This is a genomic window from Arthrobacter sp. IK3 (genome assembly GCF_051337705.1).
Taxonomy (GTDB): domain Bacteria; phylum Actinomycetota; class Actinomycetes; order Actinomycetales; family Micrococcaceae; genus Arthrobacter_B; species Arthrobacter_B koreensis.
On sequence record NZ_JBPPSW010000004.1, the window covers coordinates 170,126 to 186,771 of the forward strand.

Consider the following 16,646-nt stretch of genomic DNA (forward strand, 5'->3'; position numbering starts at 1 on the left):
ACCGCCGGAGGCAGGCTGTGAGCGGCGGACTCGTAGCGCTGCTGGACGACGTCGCTGCCCTGGCCCGCATCGCGGCAGCCTCGGTGGATGACATCGCGGCAGGCGCCGCGAAAGCGGGAGCCAAGGCCGCCGGCGTCGTTATTGATGACGCCGCAGTGACACCGCAGTACGTGTCCGGGGCGGATCCGTCCCGTGAACTGCCCATGATCAAGAAGATCTTCTGGGGGTCGCTGCGCAACAAGCTGCTCATCATCCTGCCGGCGCTGCTGCTGATCAGCGCATTCATCCCGGGAATCATCCCGTTCATTCTCATGCTCGGCGGCACTTACCTCTGCTATGAGGGCGCGGAGAAGGTCTGGCACAAGTTCTTTGGACGCCATGAGGCGAAGAAGGAGCCCGCAGTCGAACGGGGGCCCGACGCCGAGTCCAAGGTCATCAAGGGCGCCATCACCACCGACTTCATCCTCTCCTGCGAAATCATGGTCATCGCCATGAACGAGGTGGGGGACGCTTCCATCTGGATCCGTGCCGTCATCCTCGTAGTTGTGGCAATCGCGATCACGGTGCTCGTCTACGGCGCCGTTGGGCTGATCGTGAAGATGGACGACATTGGCCTGCACCTGGCAACCAAGGACTCCCAGGCCTCCAAGCGCGTGGGCGGACTGCTGGTCAAGGGCATGCCGTCCGTGCTGGCTGCCATTACCTTCGTGGGAACCATCGCCATGCTCTGGGTAGGCGGCCACATCATGCTGGTGGGCGCATCGGACCTGGGCTGGCACGCGCCCTATGACCTTGTGCATGTACTGGAGCATCCCTTCACCGGGATAGCGGTTGTGGGCGGATTCCTCGGCTGGCTCGTCAACACCCTGTGCTCGGCCGTCGCCGGCCTGGCCTGGGGCCTGGTAGTCATGGCCGCCCTGGTGCCGTTGAAGAAGATCCTGCCGTTCGGCAAGAAGAAGGACGGGCACGAGCCCGGCGACACCCGGGCCGCGCTCGCCGGGCACCGGCCGAAGAAGGCGAATCCCGACGCAGGCTAGCCGGGAGAGGGTGTGCGATCCGCCGCGGGCGGAGCGCTTCCCGCCCCGACTCGCGCCGGGAGGGGCACGCTTGTGTTCCGGGCACGGACAGCCAGGAGCGCGCAGCCCACCACAGTGACTCCGCCGAGGACGGTCTGCCGGCCAATGGACTCCTGGAGAATGACCGCGGCCCAGCAGATAGTCATGACCGGCTGCGCCAGCTGGACCTGGCTGACCTGTGCCATGGGCCCGATCGACAGGCCCCGGTACCAGGCGATGAATCCAAGGAACATGCTGGCTGCGGACAGGTAGGCGAAGGCTCCCCACTGGGCAGCGGTCCCTGCCGGAGGCTGTTGGGCCACCGCGAGTCCGGTCAGCACAGCCATCAGGGGCGAGGCCAGTACCAGGGCCCAGGAAATGGTCTGCCATGAGCCCAGGCTCCGGGACAGGATGCCGCCCTCCGCATAGCCAACTGCGCAGACGATCACCGCGGCGAACAGCAGCAGATCGGAGCCGTGGAGGGTGCCGAACCCGCCGCCCTGAAACAGGGCGAAGCACAGGGCAGCAAGAGTCCCGGCGCCCGCAGCCAACCAGAATGAACGGACCGGGCGTTCTCCTGTCCGAAGGACTGCGGCCACAGCGGTGGCAGCAGGCAGCGCCGCGATGACTACGGCCCCGTGGCTCGCAGGGACTGCTGTCAGGGCAAAAGACGTCAGCAGCGGGAAACCGGCAACCGCGCCGCCGGCCACCACGCCAACCTGGATCCACTGCCGGCCGCGGGGAGCTTTCTGCCGCGTGATGAACAGTGCTCCGCCTGCCAGCAGGGCCGCGGCCACCGCACGGCCAGCGCCCACAAACAGCGGGGACATGCTCCCGTCCTCGACCGCTATGCGGGTAAAGGGGACCGTGAAGGAAAAAACGGTGACGCCCAGCAGCGCCCACCACAGTCCGAAGGAGCCTGGCGGTATCGGTTTCGCGGAAATATGAGTAGCGGTATCGTGTAGCTTCATGTCCAACAGTAGCAGCGAGCGGATCGTCACGGCAGTGCGGAACTGGATAGCGGCCGCACCGGCCGGGGCCCAGCTGCCGTCTACGCGCCGGCTCGTGGAACAGTTCGAGGCGAGCCCTGTCACCGTGCAGAAAGCACTGCGGACCCTTATTGGCGAAGGGCTGATCGAGTCCAGGCCCGGCGTCGGTACTTTCGTCCGCACGGTCCGTACTCCGCGTCCCAGCGACTACGGCTGGCAGACTGCCGCACTTGGTTCACCCCGGCAGCTGGCAGCGCTGCCGTCAGCTGCGCTGCGTACCGCATCCCATGACGTCATCGCCCTGCACTCGGGCTATCCGGACAGGGATCTGCTGCCGGAGCGGCTTGTCCGGGCCGCGTTCGGCCGGGCCGGACGGAGTGAGGCCGCTGTCGGCCGCCCTCCGTCAGCGGGCCTGCCGGCCCTGCAGTCGTGGTTTGCCTCAGAACTGGGTTCAGTGACCCCGCCGGGCCTCAGCGCACCGAATGCCAGTGACACCGTGATTCTCCCGGGCAGCCAAAACGGCCTGAGCACCCTTTTCCGTGCACTGGTGGGAGCCGGAAATCCGCTGCTCATCGAGTCGCCCACGTACTGGGGTGCCCTGCTCGCGGCGGCGCAGGTCGGGGTCCAGCTCGTCCCGGTTCCCAGCGGGCCATCCGGTCCGGACCCCGCGGACCTTGACCGGGCCTTCGAGCAGACCGGAGCGCGTGCGTTCTACGCCCAGCCGAACTTCGCCAACCCGACCGGCGCGCAGTGGTCACGGGAGCTCGGGGAGGCTGTCCTCGGGATCGTCAGGGGCCGCGGCGCCTTCCTTATTGAGGACGACTGGGCGCATGACTTCGGCATCACCGCGCAGTCGCAGCCGCTGGCAGCCCGGGAGGACAGCGGGCATGTTGTCTACATCCGGTCCCTGACCAAGAGTGTTTCCCCCGCGGTGCGTGTCGCGGGGCTGATTGCGCGGGGCCCGGCGCTGGACCGCATTCGCACGGACAGCCAGGCCCAGGCGATGTACGTCAGCGGTGTCCTCCAGTCAGCCGCCCTTGATGTTGTCACGGATCCCGGCTGGAAGACCCACCTGAGGAACCTGCGGCAGCAGCTGACGGCACGGCGGGACCTTCTCGCCGGAGCCATCCGTGAACACGTTCCGGAAGCGCACCTCGAAGTACTTCCCCGCGGCGGACTGAATCTGTGGGTGCAGTTGCCGCAGGAGACGAACCTGGACATTCTGGCGCGGGAATGCGAATCCCGGGGAGTGATGATTGCCGCCGGAGACGACTGGTTCCCCGCGGAGCCCGCAGGCCGCTACATCCGGCTCAACTATTCGGGGCCTGCGCCCGGACGCTTTCCCGATGCTGCACAGATTATCGGCGAGGCGCTTCGGGATAGCCTCGCCTAGGCTGCGGGGGGAACCAAAAAGGTCCGGCTTCCCATGCGGGAATCCGGACCTTTTTCGCTGGCGGTGACGGTGGGATTTGAACCCACGTTGGCTTTTACACCAAACAACATTTCGAGTGTTGCACCTTCGGCCGCTCGGACACGTCACCAACGGAACAACCTTACCGGGTGTTTGGCTCCAGCCCCAAAACGCCCCGGACCCGCAGCTTTCCGGGGCCGGGGCGCACGCGCGGACTAGAGATCGACGACGTCGTTCTTGCCGACGTTCGGGGTGTCTCCCGTTACGGCGCTCTTGCCGATCTTGAACAGGGTGGCGATCTTGGGTTCATCCGACACCCAGTACTCAGCCGTGTCGCTGTTGACCTTGATCAGGGCAATCGACGGGTCTTCCCGGCCCTGCTCGAACCATGCAGACGCAGAGCTATTCCAGAGCTGCTCGATCTTCTCCTGGTCGTGGCTGATTTCGGCACGTCCACTGACGGAGAGGTAGCCCTTCTTGTCCTCCACAGCCACATTGACGTGCGGGTTGGCGCGGATCTCGTCGGCCTTGGGGGAGGGGTCCTGGGTGAAGAACCAAAGATTGCCCTCAGAATCGGTCTCCTGCAGCGCCAGCGGACGGCTCACCAGGTTGCCCTGGAGGTCAACGGTTGTCAGGTTGCCGATCTTGGCGTGTTCAAGAATCTTGACGACGCGGTCTACGCCTTCTTGATGCTCCGAGGTCATGCCTGCTCCTAGCTCTTGGGGTCGGTTGTCGGGTACACGAATAAAAGCAAGCATACTTAGGGTTGTGTGCCCTGGGAACCGCGCAGCGTACGCCGTGAGCCGAAAAACTCCCGCAGCAGATGGGCGCACTCGTCCTCGCGTACGCCGGGGAATACCTCAACCCAGTGGTTGAGCCGGGGCTCCCGGAGGATCTCGAACACCGAGCCGGATGCGCCGGCCTTCTCGTCCCAGGCTCCGAACACCACCCGCGGAATCCTGGCGAGCACAATCGCCCCGGCACACATGGCACACGGCTCGAGGGTCACCACCAAGGTGCACCCCTCCAGCCGCCATTCACCCAGCGCAGCCGCTGCCTCCCGGATCGCTACCACCTCGGCATGGGCTGTGGGATCTCCCGTCGCCTCCCGTTCATTGCGTCCAGTGCCGAGGATGCTTCCGTCCGGGCCTACGACGACGGCGCCAATCGGCACGTCCCCGGTGTCCAGGGCGGCGCGCGCCTGCTCCAGGGCAAGCTCCATCCAGGCCTGCCGGGCAGCTGTGGGCGATTCCATATGGCTATGGTCCCCTATTTCCGTGTGGGGCCCCCAAATCCGCAGGGGTGCGGAGAAGCCGCGATGGTAGTTTGGAAGCATGCGCGTACTAGTAGTGGATCATCCCCTCGTAGCCCACAAATTGACGGTACTCCGGGATAAGGACACCCCTTCCCCCGTCTTCCGGCTCCTGACTGAAGAACTCGTGACCCTGCTGGCGTATGAAGCCACCCGCAATGTCCGGGTTGAGCCCGTCAATATTGAAACCCCGGTCACCTCGACCATCGGGACCGGGCTCGTGAAGCCCACCCCGCTGGTGGTTCCGATCCTGCGTGCCGGGCTGGGCATGCTCGAAGGCATGACGCGGCTGGTCCCCACCGCAGAAGTTGGTTTCCTGGGCATGGCCCGCAATGAGGAGACCCTCGAGGCCATCACCTACGCCGAGCGCCTGCCGGATGACCTGACCGGACGCCAGGTCTTCGTCCTTGATCCAATGCTCGCCACCGGCGGCACGCTGCGCGAAGCCATTAAGTTCCTGTTCAACCGGGGCGCCGCGGAAATCGTCTGCATCTGTCTGCTGGGAGCCCCGGAAGGCCTCAGTGTGCTGGAAGAGGAACTGGCCGACGCAAACGTCACCATCGTCCTGGCCTCCATCGACGAGCGGCTCGACGAAAAGGCCTATATCGTGCCCGGCTTGGGAGATGCTGGAGATCGCCTCTACGGCGTCGTCCACTAGCCACCACAACGCGGGAAACCACCGTATTGGTCTCACTATGTGGGCAATTCGGGTGACGCTTGACTTCAGGCGGTTCATAAGTGTGCTTATGAGCCGCCTGTGACTTTAACGGGCTAAGGACGTAAATTCCCTGATAAGCCCGGGATTTATTCCGATTGGGGAATACCAAGCGTTTGCTGCCGCGACTTCCGTAAAGGGTGAGATCGATCACAACTAGGCGATTTAGGTCCACCATGTGAGACAACCGCACCATTGTTACTTGTGCGTATGCCTTTGTTACATGCAATAATCCGTAACGTGAACATCCACACGACAGCATGTGTCGCAGATCTTCTTTTTGGCAGCAATGCCGGCGGGAAGAGCTGCTGTCGTCGAATGCAGGCCTAGGAAAAACACCCCCCATCCCAGGCAACACACCCGTCCATCTGATGGGCGCAACCCCGCGCCACTCTCTTGGGCACACTCCCTGCATAGTGCCGTGCAGACGGCAATTCACCACTGAGGTCCCAAAATGTCAGTAGCATCCGGGTACGTCCACATCTCCCTCCGCAATGCCCAGAGCCGGGCCGCAGGAATGCCTGCACGGCCCACGGGGTTTTCCCGCCCGTTCGGTGCGCCCGTTACGGGACAGCAGTTCCCCGGCCAGGTTGTTCCCACCGGGATCCGCCCTCCGCGCTCCCCGCTCAGCGAGGGAACGCCGATTACCGCTCCGACTCCGGTCGTGGCCCCGTCCGGAACTCCCGGCCCCCAGCCGGTCGGCAGCGATACCGTTGCCCGCGGCTTCGTGATCTACGTTGGCCTCGATGAGGACACTGCTGCCGCCAACGGGACCACGCTGACCAAACTCGCACAGGAAATCCGGGCGCACGTCCAGGCGCTGGTCCCGGGTGCGCAGAGCCATGCTGCCGTTGCGCTGGCGCCGTCGGGCGCATCCGGATCGGACATTGACGTTGTCCGCCAGGCCCTGGGCGACCCCACGGTCAACCGTGCTCCGCGGCAGGAGGTCTCCTCGCCGTCGCCCGTCCAGCAGAGTGCACCGCGCCCCTCCGGCGTGCTGATTGATCTCTCCCGCCGCGAGGTCCACCTGGACGGCGAGACGCTGAACCTGACGTTCAAGGAATTCGAACTGCTGAACTACCTCGTGGAGAACGCCTCCCGGACCGTGGGGCGCGAAGAGCTGCTCTCTGGACTGTGGCGCAATGCCGAGGAAGTGCCCAACGAGCGGACTATCGATGTCCACATCCGCCGCCTGCGCTCAAAGCTAGGCCGCCTCGCCAACACCGTTCGCACTGTCCGCGGCCAGGGCTACCGCTTCTACGAACACCCCGAAGTTGTTGTCTGGGCTGCCCCGGAGTACAGCATCTAGCTGTCCCTGCGGCCCTATCGAGATGACAGAAAGTGCTGGTTTGAGGGCTCAAACCAGCACTTTCTGTCATTTCGGTTGAGTGGGGGCCGCCGGGCGGGAATCCGGACGCCGATAGACTGGGCCCATGAGCGGCCACCACCTGAAAAAACTGATGCTGCTGCGGCATGCCAAGGCAGACTGGCCGCGAGAAGTCACCTCGGACCATGAAAGGCCGCTCTCGGGGCGCGGCCACCGGGACGCACCGCAGGCAGGCATCTGGATGCGGGAGAACGACGCCGTTCCGGACTTTATCCTCTGCTCCTCCGCGCTGCGCACCAGGCAGACGTGCACCTGGGTCTGTGACGAGTTGGGGGAGAAGGCGCCCACGGCCAAACTCGAAGACCGGCTGTACGACGCCCCCGCTTCCCGCATTCTGAGCGTTATCAACCACGTGCCGGAGACTGTCTCGAGCCTGCTGGTCATTGCGCACATGCCGGGCGTGCAGGAGGTTGCCATGCGGCTGGCGTCCGTGGCATCGGATGAGGATGCCGTCATGGAGATGGCCACGCACTACCCGACCTCCGGACTGACCGTCCTGCAGCTGGAGGTGCCGTGGGCGGAGCTGGACGGGCGAGACGCCCGCGTTACTGATTTCGTGGTTCCCCGGGGCTAGCTACAGCCCGTATTTTTCCAGCAGGCGCAGCCACACCTCGCTGATCGTGGGGTAGGCCGGAACGGCATGCCAGAGACGGTCCAGCGGCACCTGCCCGGTAACCGCGATCGTGGCAGCGTGCAGCAGCTCCGCCACCCCGGGTCCCGCGAACGTGAATCCAACGGGAATGCCGCGGTCCTCGTCCACCACCATCTGGGCCCATCCGGTGTAACCGTCAGCGAACAGGGAGGATCCGGCCACGCTCAGCGGCAGGGACGTTTCGCTCACCCGGATGCCCCGGGCGGACGCATCCTTCGGGCTCAGTCCCACAATGGCTATCTCCGGGTCCGTGAAGACCACCTGCGGGACCGCCGTGTGGTCCGCGGTCGCGGTGAACCGGCTGTAAGCCGGAGGTTCGCCAAAGCCAATCTCGCCGTGCGCCCGCGCTGCGATGGCGGAGCCGGTAGCACGCGCCTCGTACTTGCCCTGATGGGTCAGGAGCACCTTGCCTGCGGCGTCGCCGACGGCGTAGAGCCAGTTTGCGGCGCCTGCCACCAGCCCGGAGTCGTCCGTCCGCAGCGAGTTCGGGTCCAGGCCCAGCTCCTCGAGTCCCAGTCCGTCCAGCGCGGGTCGGCGGCCGGTGGACACGAGCAGCCGGTCCCCGGCCAGGCGCTGTCCGCCCGGCAGATCCATGACAATCGCGCCGGACTCGTCCCTGGAAATCCGCTCCGGAGACGTATTGCCGTGGATTTCGACGCCGTCAGCCTCCAACGCGTCGATGACCAGTTTCGCGGCGGGTGCAGGCAGCGAATCCAGGACCCCGTGCCGGGCCACGAGGGAAACTTTCGAACCGAGCCGCGCGTACGCCTGGGCCAGCTCCGTGCCGGCCACCCCGCCTCCCAGGACCAGGAGGCTCCCCGGCACCTCGCTGGAGGAGGTTGCCTCCCGGGTGCCCCAGTACTCCACGTCCGCCAGGCCGTCCACCGGGGGCTCAACAGGAACAGATCCCGTGGCGAGCACCACGGCGTGCCGCGCCCGGATGGTCACCCGAGTGCCGGCGTCGTCCGTTACCTCGACCGTGCGCTCTCCGGTGAGGCGGGCCCGTCCGCGAACCAGTCCGATGCCCGTGTCCTTGACCCACTGAACCTGGGAAGCGTCGTCCCAGTTGGAGGTAAACGAATCGCGGCGCCGCAGCACGGCCGGGACGTCCAGGCTGCCGGAAACCGCTTCCCGCGAGCCATCCACCGCGCTGGCTTCCGCTAGGGCAGTGCCCGGGCGCAGCAGCGCCTTGGAGGGCATGCAGGCCCAGTAGGAGCATTCCCCGCCTACCAGGGCCGATTCAACGATGATCGACTCGAGCCCGGCGCCAACTACCCGGCCCGCGGCGTTTTCACCCGCAGCACCTGCACCAAGGACAATTACATCTGTTTCCAGCGATTCAGTCATGACGCCGAGCTTTTCAGCCTCAGGGACGGCGGGCAAGTGGGCCCCGGCCGCAATGCCGGTGCCCGGACGGCAAAAAACCCCGCCGAACCGGGATTGATCCAGGTTCGACGGGGTTTTCAGTGGTGCGCGCGAAGGGATTCGAACCCCCAACCTTCTGATCCGTAGTCAGATGCTCTATCCGTTGAGCTACGCACGCATTTTGGAATATTCTGGAAGTTGCCGGGTTTCCCCTGCTTCTTTCAAGTTCTTCCGTGGCTGTTTGGCCGTAGATAACTATAGCGGGGTTCTGCGGAGAACGCCAAATCGAGTTCCGTTACGATGAAAAACTAGACCGGTCTATATGACCTTCGTCACACAAAAGGGTTCCGCAGGCTGAACTGCCCCTGAAATCTAGGCAAACTTGGAGTCGCACGCCACATTGGTAACATCTTTTCGCCGTTGGACCCCCGGAGGTTGGAAATAGCATCAAAAAACACCAGTGACCCAACGAAGGGAAGAGTCATGGGCGATGACGCGCGTCAGCTAGTTCTCGATGAGAGCGGCAACGCTGCTCCTAGCCAGTTGCAGGACAGCAAGATCAGGGGGGCCTCCAGCGAGGCACCCACCACCCACAGTGCCCTGCTCGCATGGGTCAAGGAAGTGGCCGAGCTGACGCAGCCCGCCGATGTCTATTGGGTCGATGGTTCCGAGGCGGAGAACAAGGCGCTCACCGATGAGCTGGTCGAGGCAGGCACCCTGGTTCGCCTGAACCCTGAAACCTTCCCCAACTCCTTCGCGGCCTTCTCTGATCCCAAGGATGTTGCCCGTGTGGAGGAGCAGACGTTCATCTGCTCCGAGAAGCGCGAAGACGCAGGCTTCACCAACAACTGGATGGACCCGGCGGAAATGCGCACCAAGCTGAACGGGCTCTTCGCCGGTTCAATGCGCGGACGCACCATGTACGTGATCCCGTTCGTGATGGGCCACCTCGACGCCGAGGACCCCAAGTTCGGCGTCGAAATCACCGACAGCGCCTACGTAGTGGCGTCCATGCGGATCATGGCGCGCATCGGCACCGACGTGCTGCGGAAGATGGAAGAGCTGGATGCCTTCTTCGTCCCCGCCCTGCACTCCGTGGGTGCACCTCTGGCAGAGGGACAGGAAGACGTTTCCTGGCCGTGCAACGAGGAGAAGTGGATTGTGCACTTCCCCGAAGACCGATCCATCTACTCCTACGGCTCCGGCTACGGCGGCAACGCCCTGCTGGGCAAGAAGTGCTATGCCCTGCGCATCGCGTCGGTCATGGCGCGGGACGAGGGCTGGCTCGCCGAGCACATGCTCATCCTGAAGCTCACCAGCCCGGAAAAGAAGGACTACTACGTATCGGCTGCGTTCCCCTCGGCCTGCGGCAAGACCAACCTGGCACTGCTGGACCCCACGGTCGAAGGCTGGAAAGTTGAGACCCTCGGCGATGACATCACCTGGCTGCGCTTCGGCCACGACGGTGAACTCCGTGCCACCAACCCTGAGGCAGGCCTCTTCGGCGTCGCCCCAGGCACCGGCTGGAGCACCAACCCGAACGCGATGCGCGCCATTGCCAAGGGCAACTCCATCTTCACCAACGTGGCCCTGACCGACGACGGCGGAGTCTGGTGGGAAGGCATGACGGACGAGACGCCGGCACACCTGACGGACTGGCGCGGAAACGACTGGACTCCGGAAGCGGGCACCCCGGCAGCGCACCCGAACTCCCGCTTCTGCACCCCTATCGACCAGATCGACATGCTGGCCGAGGAATACCATTCCCCGAACGGCGTGCCCGTTTCCGCGATCCTCTTCGGCGGACGCCGCAAGACCACCGTTCCCCTGGTGACCCAGGCGCGGGACTGGGCCAGCGGCATCTTCATGGGTTCAACACTTTCTTCGGAAACCACGGCCGCTGCCGCCGGCGCCGTGGGTGTGGTCCGCCGTGACCCGATGGCCATGCTGCCCTTCATCGGCTACGACGCCGGTGACTACCTCAAGCACTGGATCACCCTCAGCGCCAAGGCCAACCAGGAGAAGCTCCCGGCCATCTTCCTGGTCAACTGGTTCCGCCGCACTGCCGACGGCGGTTTCGCGTGGCCCGGTTTCGGCGAGAACTCCCGTGTGCTTAAGTGGGTCATCGAGCGCCTCGAAGGCAAGGCAGACGCCGTCGAAACCCCGATTGGCTTTGTGCCCACCGGCGATTCGATCGACCTCCAGGGCCTGGACATGACCCCGGCCGACGTCGAAGCAGCCGTGCGCGTGGATCCGGCGGAATGGGAGACCGAACTGGCCGGCATCGACGAGTGGTACGCCCGCTTCGGCGCGTCACTGCCTGAGGAGCTCTCGGCCAAGCTGGCTGAACTCAAGGAACGGTTCGCGGCCGCAAAGTAGGCTCAGCCAAAAACAGGCCCCGCACGTGGAGTGCGGGGCCTGTTTTTGGTTTGAGCCGGGATCAGGACTCGGAAGGCTCTTCGGTGTCTGCCGCCCAGACGATCGGCTCGCCGGATTCCCAGATGGGGTCGTTGAAAGTCCAGGCCCCGTCCTCCTGCGAGTAGGTCTGGATTGCCGAGATGCACACGCCTTCGGAGTGTTCCGCCACAACGTGGATGGCGTCGGTGCCCTCGTCCGGGAGGGTGATGTCCGAGAACACGGCTACTGCGCGGTTCTGGTCCTTCTGGTCGCGCAGGACGGTGTAGAGGTCATCGATCATGGCCTCGGCATCCAGGTCCTCGTCGCTCTCCTCGGGGGAGACAGCGACCATGCGCAGCTCACCGTCGGCCTGCACCACCAGGGCGGCGGGCAGGAAGGCACCCTGCGCTTCGAGCTGTTCCTGCGTGACACCGAGGGCGGTGCCCAGCAGCGAGTTCAGGTCATCCTGTACCTGGGCGGAAGGTTCCCCGCCGGTCAGTTCAACATCAGCCATGAGCTCATTTCCTAACTAGTTCAAGGACACGGTCGCGGACCATTTCCATCGTGGAAAGGTCCTCTGCCTCGGCGTTAAGCCTGAGGAAGGGTTCGGTGTTGGACGCGCGGAGATTGAACCACCACTGTCCGTCATCTGAGGTGAAGGTCAGGCCGTCCATCTCGTCGACGGTGACGCCGGGACGGTCGTACTCGTTGCGCACCCGGTCCACGGCGGCCTGGACGTCGTCGAGCTTTGAATTGATCTCTCCGGAGGAGAAGTACGGCTCGTACTCGCGGGCCAGGTCAGACAGCGGCAGCTCCTGTTCGCCCAGGGCAGCCAGCACGTGCATGGCGGCCAGCATGCCGGTATCAGCGTTGTAGAAGTCGCGGAAGTAGTAATGCGCGGAGTGCTCGCCGCCGAACACGGCACCTTCCGAGGCCATCAGCGCCTTGATGAAGGAATGGCCTACACGGGTGCGGACTGCACGCCCGCCGGAGGCCTGTACCAGTTCGGGAACGGCGCGGGAGGTAATCAGGTTGTGGATAATCACCGGGACTTCTTCACCGGCTGCCTTGGCGCGGGCGATCTCGCGGCGTGCCACCAGGGCGGTGATGGCCGAGGGGCTCACCGGGGCACCGAGTTCGTCGATGACAAAGCAGCGGTCAGCATCGCCGTCGAACGCCAGGCCCAGGTCAGCGCCGTGTTCGACGACGGCGGCCTGCAGGTCCCGGAGGTTCTCCGGTTCCAGCGGGTTTGCCGGGTGGTTGGGGAAGGAGCCGTCCAGCTCGAAGTACAGCGGAATGATGTCCAGCGGCAGTCCGGGGAGGATGGAGTTCCCCAGGACCGCGGGCGTAGTGAGGCCGGCCATGCCGTTGCCCGCGTCCACCACTACCTTCAGCGGGCGGATGCCGCGCAGGTCCACCAGGCCGCGCAGGTAGGCGGAGTAGTCGCCGAGGACGTCCCGCACGCTGATCTGGCCCGGTGTCTCCACCGAGTTGATGACGCCGTCGTTGAGGTAGCGCTCGGCGGCTTCCTGAATTTCCTTCAGTCCGGTTTCCGAGGAGATCGGAATGGCTCCGGCCTTGGCCATCTTGATGCCGTTGTACTGGGCCGGGTTATGGCTGGCCGTGAAGGTCACGCCCGCCGCGTTCAGCGAACCGCACGCGTAGTACAGCTCATCGGTGGAGATGAGGTCCAGCAGCAGGACGTAGGCTCCGCGGGCGGTGGCGCCGGAGGCGAAGTCCTTGATGAACTCGGGGGAGGACTGGCGCATGTCCCCTCCCACCAGGACGGTCTCCCCGGCCAGGCCGAGGACGTCGACGAAGGCAGCGCCGACGGCCTTCACGATTTCCGGGGTGATGGTCTCGCCAACAACACCACGGACGTCATAGGCCTTGAAGGACGCAGAAAGATCGAATGCAGTAGTCACGCCTTGCAGTCTATAGGGGGCACGCTGCGGGCCGGAGCATGCCCGCCGCCGGGAGGTGTTTTCCACAATCTCTTCCCGCGGCGTCGGATCCTGTCCGTGGCGGCTGGAATAGTGGAAGGTATGGAACCGGTATCCGCCCAGCACGCCACAGCCCTCCCCGCTTCATCCGAACCCGACGACGCCGCTGCCCTGCGCACGGAAGCAACAGCCCTGCTGCGCGCACTCGTGGGCAGGGACGACGCCGAGTTCCACGAAGGCCAGTACGAGGCGATTGAGGCCCTGGTCAGGGGAGGGAGGCGTGCACTGGTCGTTCAGCGCACCGGCTGGGGCAAGTCCGCGGTCTACTTCGTGGCCAGCCTGCTGCTGCGTGCCCGGGGTGCCGGGCCCACGCTGATCGTCTCCCCGCTGCTTGCCCTGATGCGGGACCAGGTTGCCGCTGCCGCCCGGGCAGGAGTCCGCGCCGCCGCGATCAACTCGGCCAACCAGCTTGAATGGCAGGACATCTCCGCCCGCCTGGAAGCGGACACGGTGGATGTGCTCCTTGTCTCCCCGGAACGGCTGAACAACCCGGGTTTCCGGGAGAACCACCTGCCCGAACTGGTCCGGCGCTCAGGCCTGCTGGTGATCGATGAGGCCCACTGCATCTCCGACTGGGGGCACGACTTTCGGCCGGACTACCGCCGCATCCGGCACCTGATTGAACAGCTTCCGCATTCCGTGCCGGTCCTCGCCACCACTGCCACCGCGAATACCCGGGTGGTGAAGGATGTGGAAGAGCAGCTCGCTGCCGGCGGGGAAGAGGTCTTCACCATCCGCGGTGCGCTGGCCCGGGACTCACTGCGGCTCGGTGTGCTGCGGCTGCCCAGCCCGCGCAGCAGGCTCGCCTGGCTGCTGACACACATCGAGGAGCTCCCCGGAAGCGGCATCATCTACGCGCTCACCGTCTCAGCCGCGGAGGACACCGCGCGCCTTCTGCAGAAAGCGGGACACCCCGTCCTCGCCTACACCGGCCGCACGGATCCGGCAGACCGGGAAGCGGCAGAGGCGGCCCTGAAGAACAACGAGGTCAAGGCGCTGGTGGCTACCAGCGCGCTGGGCATGGGCTTCGACAAGCCGGACCTGGGCTTTGTGGTCCACCTGGGTGCTCCTTCGTCCCCCGTGGCCTACTACCAGCAGGTTGGCCGAGCCGGCCGCGGCACTCCCAACGCGGACGTCCTGCTGCTGCCCGGTGCCGAGGACAGGGACATCTGGGAGTACTTCGCCACGTCCTCCATGCCGTCTGAGGGTCCCGCTAATGCGGTGCTCCGCGAGCTTGCGGATGGATCGGTGCTCTCCACGGGTGCGCTCGAAACCCTGGTGAACCTAAAGCGTTCCCCGCTGGAACTGCTGCTGAAGGTGCTCGCCGTGGACGGCGCCGTCGAACGCGTCACCGGAGGGTGGCGGGGGACCGGGCAGCCGTGGAGCTATGACCGGGAACGCTACGAGCGGATCGCTGCCGCTCGGGTGCGGGAACAGCAGGCGATGCTGGATTACGAGAACACCAGCGGCTGCCGGATGGAGTTCCTGTCCCGGCAGCTTGATGATCCGGCGGCGGCGCCGTGCGGGCGCTGCGACAACTGTGCCGGGCGCTGGTACTCGGACGAGGTAGCCAGCGAAGCCGCAGACAGCGCCGGGCAGGCCCTGTCACGGGTGGGCGTGGACATCGATCCGCGCGGCATGTACCCCAGCGGAATGGACCGGCTGGGGGTGCCGGTCAAGGGAAAGATCAAGCCCGACGCCGCTGTCTCCACCGGACGTGCGCTCGCCCGCCTGACCGATCTGGGCTGGGGCGGACGGCTGCGGGAAATCTTCGGTCCCGGGGCCGAAGACGCCCCGGTGGACCAGGGGCTGCTCAACGGCTGTGTTCAGGTGCTGGCACAGTGGGGCTGGGACCAGCGTCCGGTGGCGATCGTGTCTGTCCCGAGCCGGACCCGGCCGCAGCTGGTGGCGTCGCTGGCGCAGGGGCTTTCCGAACTGGGTCGGATTCCGTATCTGGGGGCCCTGCAGCTGCCGCACGGCGGACCGACCGGCGGCTCCGGCGGCAACAGTGCCTTCCGTCTGGCTTCGGTCTGGGAACAGTTCGCGGTTCCACCGGAGGGAGCGGCCTGGTTCGCGGAGAATCCCGGGCCGGTGCTGCTGGTGGATGACTTCGCGGACAGCCGCTGGACGCTCACCGAAGCCGGCCGCACCCTGCGCCTGGCCGGTGTTGAATCCGTCCTGCCGTTCGTGCTGGCGCTGAAGGCCTGAGCGGGGCAGGCCTGGAAGCGGTATTGCCCGGTCAGTAGTGCCCTGCGGGCTAGGAGTTGCGCTGAGGTTCTATCGTATGAGGTTGGACTGTTCTGGCTGAGACGACTATTTGGAGAAAACGTGATGGTCAACGATGGTGACGATGACGGTGGCGGCCGCGTGAATAAAAGGGAGTTCCTAGTTCGCGTTGCTCGCCGCGCAGGTGTGCCGGTTCGGGTTGCAACGGATGTGTACGAGGCAGTTATCGAAGAGATTCTCGAGATTGTCGAGAATGGTGATCGGCTCACTCTAACGGGGTTCGGTAAGTTCTACCCGCAGAAGCACAAGGGGCACCGGGTTCAGAGAATCAACGAAGAGGGCAAGCTCGAGGGGAGCGAGAATCCCGAGACCGTTGGTGACTACGCGGTGTTGAAATTTTCGGCCACGCGAGCGGTCAACCGCAAGATCGGGGCGAAGCCTCACCATGAGCCGGCTCCGGGAGTTGACGACAAAGACAAAGAAGACGCTTCCTAGAAGCCGGGAAAGACAGAAGCCCCGAGGGGTACACTCGGGGCTTCTGCCTTGGGGGGAACGACCAGCCATCGTCGGGGAATGGCTTTGGCTGGTCGGGTTGTTCAGCAGCTGCAGTGCTGAACAGGGTTGCCGGCTTCGACTGCGCGTTGCAGCACGATCGTCGATTCTCCGGTGTCTGGGGTGATCCTGAACCACGAGCAGCACTTGGATGTGAGGAGCACTGTGTAACTCCATCCGGCCACAATTCGTTCGATTTCAAGACCATCTTCGATGTCACTGACATCGTCGATAAGTACTGCACCATCCACGCCGCTGACCGGCCCGCAGTCCAGAGTGTCGTCGTCGAGATAGGCGTCGAGGGATATTTCGGATCCCGAGGGGTACTTGTCGAGTACAAGCCTGGCGATACGACGTGCGCCCCCGCAGTACGTTGGGTGCTCACGAGTGAGCCCGTGGTGCTCGGGGGCAACATTCACGTCACTCCGGTTACCGATCACTTTTCTCCCTCTGAGGTGGCCTACGGACGCGCGGATCGCGTTTTTGAAAGTGTGAACGCGCTTCCAAGTCTTGGTCACGGGTGTGATTGGTAGTTGCGAATTTCCCTATTTGCAGTACAGATTCAGCCTGAATGCAGTAGTA

15 protein-coding genes and 2 tRNA genes are annotated in these 16,646 nt (G+C 64.9%); 8 read left to right on the forward strand and 9 right to left on the reverse strand.

The genetic code is table 11. The annotated features are described in order from the left end of the window. Nucleotides 1–17 precede the first annotated feature (17 nt). A complete protein-coding gene (locus ACSLGO_RS07220; protein WP_263128175.1) occupies nt 18–1,037 on the forward strand; it encodes a DUF808 domain-containing protein in 1,020 nt (339 codons plus the stop codon). Here ACSLGO_RS07220 and ACSLGO_RS07225 read toward each other — a convergent pair. Then, entirely contained in the window at nt 1,034–2,026 is a 993-nt protein-coding gene (locus ACSLGO_RS07225; protein WP_387006746.1) for a DMT family transporter, read from the reverse strand. The two genes, ACSLGO_RS07220 and ACSLGO_RS07225, sit on opposite strands and share 4 nt — an antisense overlap. On the opposite strand from ACSLGO_RS07225, the gene ACSLGO_RS07230 reads away from it, so the two are divergent. Continuing rightward, nucleotides 2,025–3,437: a PLP-dependent aminotransferase family protein gene (locus ACSLGO_RS07230; RefSeq protein WP_436400761.1), complete on the forward strand. Its 1,413-nt coding sequence runs from the start codon at nt 2,025–2,027 to the stop codon at nt 3,435–3,437. The two genes, ACSLGO_RS07225 and ACSLGO_RS07230, sit on opposite strands and share 2 nt — an antisense overlap. A gap of 58 nt (nt 3,438–3,495) precedes the next feature. Here ACSLGO_RS07230 and ACSLGO_RS07235 read toward each other — a convergent pair. The 3 genes from ACSLGO_RS07235 to tadA form a co-directional block, all read right to left on the reverse strand. Then, nucleotides 3,496–3,585 (reverse strand) — tRNA-Ser (locus tag ACSLGO_RS07235). Nucleotides 3,586–3,670: 85 nt separating this feature from the next. After that, nucleotides 3,671–4,159 (reverse strand): pyridoxamine 5'-phosphate oxidase family protein, encoded by a 489-nt coding sequence (locus tag ACSLGO_RS07240; RefSeq protein WP_091608247.1) that lies wholly within the window; start codon nt 4,157–4,159, stop codon nt 3,671–3,673. 56 nt (nt 4,160–4,215) lie between these two features. Beyond that, nucleotides 4,216–4,710 carry a tRNA adenosine(34) deaminase TadA gene (gene tadA, locus ACSLGO_RS07245; RefSeq protein ID WP_263128178.1) on the reverse strand — a complete coding sequence of 165 codons (495 nt, stop codon included), beginning with the start codon at nt 4,708–4,710 and terminating at the stop codon, nt 4,216–4,218. Between the two features lie 79 nt (nt 4,711–4,789). Between tadA and upp the strand changes: the two genes are divergently transcribed. The 3 genes from upp (at nt 4,790) to ACSLGO_RS07260 (ending at nt 7,443) form a co-directional block, all read left to right on the forward strand. After that, nucleotides 4,790–5,425, forward strand: a complete 636-nt coding sequence (gene upp, locus ACSLGO_RS07250; protein ID WP_091608242.1) for a uracil phosphoribosyltransferase — start codon at nt 4,790–4,792, stop codon at nt 5,423–5,425. A gap of 511 nt (nt 5,426–5,936) precedes the next feature. Continuing rightward, nucleotides 5,937–6,791 carry a winged helix-turn-helix domain-containing protein gene (locus ACSLGO_RS07255; RefSeq protein ID WP_091608239.1) on the forward strand — a complete coding sequence of 285 codons (855 nt, stop codon included), beginning with the start codon at nt 5,937–5,939 and terminating at the stop codon, nt 6,789–6,791. A gap of 124 nt (nt 6,792–6,915) precedes the next feature. Further along, nucleotides 6,916–7,443, forward strand: a complete 528-nt coding sequence (locus ACSLGO_RS07260) for a SixA phosphatase family protein (RefSeq protein WP_091608237.1) — start codon at nt 6,916–6,918, stop codon at nt 7,441–7,443. On the opposite strand, the gene ACSLGO_RS07265 is transcribed toward ACSLGO_RS07260, so the two are convergent. After that, nucleotides 7,444–8,868 carry a dihydrolipoyl dehydrogenase family protein gene (locus ACSLGO_RS07265; protein WP_325786698.1) on the reverse strand — a complete coding sequence of 475 codons (1,425 nt, stop codon included), beginning with the start codon at nt 8,866–8,868 and terminating at the stop codon, nt 7,444–7,446. 120 nt (nt 8,869–8,988) lie between these two features. Beyond that, nucleotides 8,989–9,064 (reverse strand) — tRNA-Arg (locus ACSLGO_RS07270). Nucleotides 9,065–9,369: 305 nt separating this feature from the next. Here ACSLGO_RS07270 and ACSLGO_RS07275 point away from each other — a divergent pair. Next, on the forward strand, nt 9,370–11,265 hold the full coding sequence (locus tag ACSLGO_RS07275) for a phosphoenolpyruvate carboxykinase (GTP) (protein WP_152275033.1): 1,896 nt from the start codon (nt 9,370–9,372) through the stop codon (nt 11,263–11,265). 61 nt (nt 11,266–11,326) lie between these two features. Here ACSLGO_RS07275 and ACSLGO_RS07280 read toward each other — a convergent pair whose 3' ends face one another. Together ACSLGO_RS07280 and ACSLGO_RS07285 are read right to left on the reverse strand one after the other, a co-directional pair. Continuing rightward, a complete protein-coding gene (locus ACSLGO_RS07280) occupies nt 11,327–11,797 on the reverse strand; it encodes a hypothetical protein (protein WP_091608231.1) in 471 nt (156 codons plus the stop codon). A 4-nt stretch (nt 11,798–11,801) separates the two neighbouring features. Next, nucleotides 11,802–13,208 carry a phosphomannomutase/phosphoglucomutase gene (locus ACSLGO_RS07285; RefSeq protein ID WP_091608226.1) on the reverse strand — a complete coding sequence of 469 codons (1,407 nt, stop codon included), beginning with the start codon at nt 13,206–13,208 and terminating at the stop codon, nt 11,802–11,804. A gap of 120 nt (nt 13,209–13,328) precedes the next feature. On the opposite strand from ACSLGO_RS07285, the gene ACSLGO_RS07290 reads away from it, so the two are divergent. After that, nucleotides 13,329–15,494 (forward strand): RecQ family ATP-dependent DNA helicase, encoded by a 2,166-nt coding sequence (locus ACSLGO_RS07290; RefSeq protein WP_387006761.1) that lies wholly within the window; start codon nt 13,329–13,331, stop codon nt 15,492–15,494. Nucleotides 15,495–15,617: 123 nt separating this feature from the next. Beyond that, nucleotides 15,618–16,007, forward strand: a complete 390-nt coding sequence (locus ACSLGO_RS07295; protein ID WP_325786751.1) for an HU family DNA-binding protein — start codon at nt 15,618–15,620, stop codon at nt 16,005–16,007. Between the two features lie 101 nt (nt 16,008–16,108). Here ACSLGO_RS07295 and ACSLGO_RS07300 read toward each other — a convergent pair whose 3' ends face one another. Continuing rightward, the gene (locus ACSLGO_RS07300; protein ID WP_436400762.1) at nt 16,109–16,582 is read right to left on the reverse strand and encodes a hypothetical protein; all 474 of its coding nucleotides are present in this window, start codon (nt 16,580–16,582) and stop codon (nt 16,109–16,111) included. Nucleotides 16,583–16,646 lie beyond the last annotated feature (64 nt).